Consider the following 3,190-nt stretch of genomic DNA (forward strand, 5'->3'; position numbering starts at 1 on the left):
TCACTCAATTCAAGCACTTTTATATGTTTCATGATTCAATTTCTAAAATATCATGAGACAATATTAATAATTTATGCTGAATATAAAAATATTTTAGATCACTTACTTAATATCGCTAATATAATATATACACCGATATGTGTAAAATGAAAATTTGATTTTTGTCATCCAGTCTGGAGTATTCCTGAATTCGCTTTTCTCTCATAAATCCTCCCGGATACAGGAAATGTTTATGATTCTCCTCTGTAATGGATGTTTGTGATTGAGGATATAATCAGTTATAAAAGTAGGAATTTTGAAATCAAGACCATACTCTGATTTCCATTTCAATAATCTCAATTCCATCCGCATTAAAAACACCCTCATAGAAAAAGAACTGATAGAATAATGTAAGGATGGATTATATCTGTCGGATCTGAAATATTGCTCCGGTAATGCAATAAGGCATGTGTTGTCAGTAAAAATAATACTAATCAACGCATGCCTTATTTATTGATGGAGGAAGTGCTATGACCGGATATTTCAGTTATTATAGTCTATCAGTTGGAAAAGACGGATAAACTTCATTGATACTTTCTTCCATCTTTTCTGACTGTCCATGTATTCGATTTTCTGTATGTCGGTATCGGATGAAAATGATACCGTTATTGGGATTGGGCTTTTATACATATTTACCCATTCGTTATATCCTATAGTTGTACGTACTCTGGTTATCCAGTTTTTCTTTTGAGATTCCACATATAATATTTCTGTGTTCCCGGAAACAGAACTTTTCTGTGTTCCGGAATTATATGTGATTTCAATATAGTCAGGCTTATATGGCACGGATGTAGCTATTGTCATAAGGATTGTTACGGAATCCCTTGAATCAAGATAGGTGTAATCATAACTCAAATCTTTTTTGCATATATTTGATGATTCGCCTTTCTTTATTGACATTTTTTGTGGATATACAAAATATAATAATCCTTCTGTATGTATGCTTTGCTTGTAGAACTTTGTAATGTCCTGGGCATTGATGTAGGTAAAGCTTACCCAAAATACTAATATTGATAAAATCTTGTTCATAAGGGAAAAATAAAAAATGGAGTATATAAAGTATTATATACCCCACAATTTATAAGTCATGTCTGATTGATTATTCGCCGTAAACTATAACTTTGTATGTGCCATAGATTCCTAAAATACTCATGTTCTCTCTGTCAACATGGCTGATTTTCTTTATGCCTGCAGATTTAGCGGCTGTCTCTACTGATGCGTCACCTGTAAGAACCCAACCGAGGATGTTTGTGGCAGTTGCTGTACCTACTTTAGTTCCGCATGGATTAGATGTAACGTGTCCGTCGGTTTTTACACTTGTGTACAATGCTCCCATACCGGCAGGAGTAGAACTCATTGAAGCGCAACTTGACATTCCGAACACTACCATACCTGCCATAGCCAGTTTGATCATTTTCTTTCTCATAACAATAGTTTTTAAATAATTATACTTAATTCTTGTTTTAGATTTTATGCAAATATATATATTAATTATTCTATTAACAAGATTGTAAAGATGAAATTTTTTATAAAAAGGTAAAATTATTCATCCTCATACCGCGATACTAATATTTTATGAATAAATATTAGTAGCTGGGGTTTTGATTATGGGACAAATCAATTAATTGCCTGAACTGTTGATATTTGCATATTCCGGAGCATACCCGTTCACTTTCCGGCGGTCTATTAGGGCATAAAATCATGCCTTAAAAGCGCAATTTTATGGTTCATCCGACATTTCGCGTGATAGTTGTTAATTAACGAAGAAAACCGCTGAACAAATTGTATATTTGAATCACCACAAACAAATGTACAGTAATGAACAGCAGTTTTCTATATCATGCTTGGGGGTTATATAACCACAAATGCACTCGTGAGGAATACAAAGGTAATACAATTATCTTACATATTGAAGCAAAAGAGCGGAAGAAAGACTGTCCTAAGTGCGGGCATCGCCAATTGGTCAAGAACGGTTTTCGAGTTCGTGACTTTATAGGACTCCCGATAGGCGGCAAAAAGGTGATAATCCGCATGAAAGTCCAACGCTATAAGTGCAAGAATCAGGATTGTGATTATGACCGTCAGGAGAGCATACCCTTTGCCACGGGTAGTTGCGGTTACACCCATCGTTTCGCAAAATATGTAGTGGGTCTGTTAAGGGGCATGACCTTGAAAGACGCAGCCAATCTCCTGGGCGTATCCTGGGCTACCGTCAAGGATATCCATACGCGTCATCTTGAATACCATTACGCGCCTCCCTCCCTTGAAGGAGTAGACAGCATCGGCATAGATGAATTTGCGGTCAGGAAAGGACATGTGTACAAGACAATCGTGGTTGACCTGAAGAGTGGCCGTATTCTCTATGTCGGTAACGGCAAAGGAGCAGACGCCCTGGATGGCTTTTGGAAACGGATCAGAAGAAAAGGCGTTGACATCAAGTATATTGCAACAGATCTCTCCGCCGCCTTCATCTCCTCTGTATATGAAAATTGCCCGAATGCGGTGCACGTGTTTGACCATTTCCATGTGGTAAAGCTTATGAACGAGAAGCTGGATGAAATACGCAGGGTGCAATACCACATGGAAAAAGACATCAACAAACGCAAGGTGTTGAAAGGTACGCGATACCTGTTACTGAGTAATGGGGCGGATATCTTCGACAAGGAGTATAAGACACGGCTTGACAACGCGCTGGATATGAACAAGCCCCTGTCGCAGGCATACTACCTGAAAGAACAGCTCAGGGAAATCTGGATGCAGGTCAATAAGGACGATGCCGAAAGGGTTATGTCGGATTGGGTAAAGCAAGCCCGGGAGAGCAAAGTGCCGCAATTGGTGAAGATGGCAGCTACGGTAACGGCACACAGGACAGGCATACTCGCATGGTATGACTGCCATATATCGACCGGAAAGGTAGAAGGCATCAACAACAAGATAAAGGTCATGAAGAGAACGGCATATGGATTTAGGGATGAACGATACTTTGAATTGAGGCTATATGCACTGCATGATTGCCGCATCACGCGAAATGTCGGATGAACCTTTTTATATTCAGCATAAATTATTAATATTGTCTCATGATATTTTAGAAATTGAATCATGAAACATATAAAAGTGCTTGAATTGAGTGAGGCTGATCGCCTCAAACTTG

The 3,190-nt window shown here is 38.3% G+C and carries 3 protein-coding genes; 1 reads left to right on the forward strand and 2 read right to left on the reverse strand.

Features of this window, described 5'->3' with window-relative positions; translation table 11 throughout:
- Nucleotides 1-522: 522 nt before the first annotated feature.
- Together H6A27_RS14030 and H6A27_RS14035 are read right to left on the reverse strand one after the other, a co-directional pair.
- Entirely contained in the window at nt 523-1,068 is a 546-nt protein-coding gene (locus H6A27_RS14030; RefSeq protein ID WP_204509129.1) for a hypothetical protein, read from the reverse strand.
- 70 nt (nt 1,069-1,138) lie between these two features.
- Nucleotides 1,139-1,465, reverse strand: a complete 327-nt coding sequence (locus H6A27_RS14035; RefSeq protein ID WP_239469715.1) for a TRL-like family protein — start codon at nt 1,463-1,465, stop codon at nt 1,139-1,141.
- A 392-nt stretch (nt 1,466-1,857) separates the two neighbouring features.
- On the opposite strand from H6A27_RS14035, the gene H6A27_RS14040 reads away from it, so the two are divergent.
- Complete coding sequence (locus H6A27_RS14040; RefSeq protein ID WP_204509130.1) at nt 1,858-3,078, forward strand: ISL3 family transposase; 1,221 nt, start codon at nt 1,858-1,860, stop codon at nt 3,076-3,078.
- The last annotated feature ends 112 nt before the right edge of the window (nt 3,079-3,190 follow it).

Origin of the sequence: Bacteroides caecigallinarum, assembly GCF_016902295.1 — a bacterium.
GTDB lineage: Bacteria > Bacteroidota > Bacteroidia > Bacteroidales > Bacteroidaceae > Phocaeicola > Phocaeicola caecigallinarum_A.

Coding starts and splice junctions, on each gene's coding strand:
- H6A27_RS14030 (WP_204509129.1), bottom strand. CDS start 1,068: ATGAACAAGATTTTATCAATATTAGTATTTTGGGTAAGCTTTACCTAC.
- H6A27_RS14035 (WP_239469715.1), bottom strand. CDS start 1,465: ATGAGAAAGAAAATGATCAAACTGGCTATGGCAGGTATGGTAGTGTTC.
- H6A27_RS14040 (WP_204509130.1), top strand. CDS start 1,858: ATGAACAGCAGTTTTCTATATCATGCTTGGGGGTTATATAACCACAAA.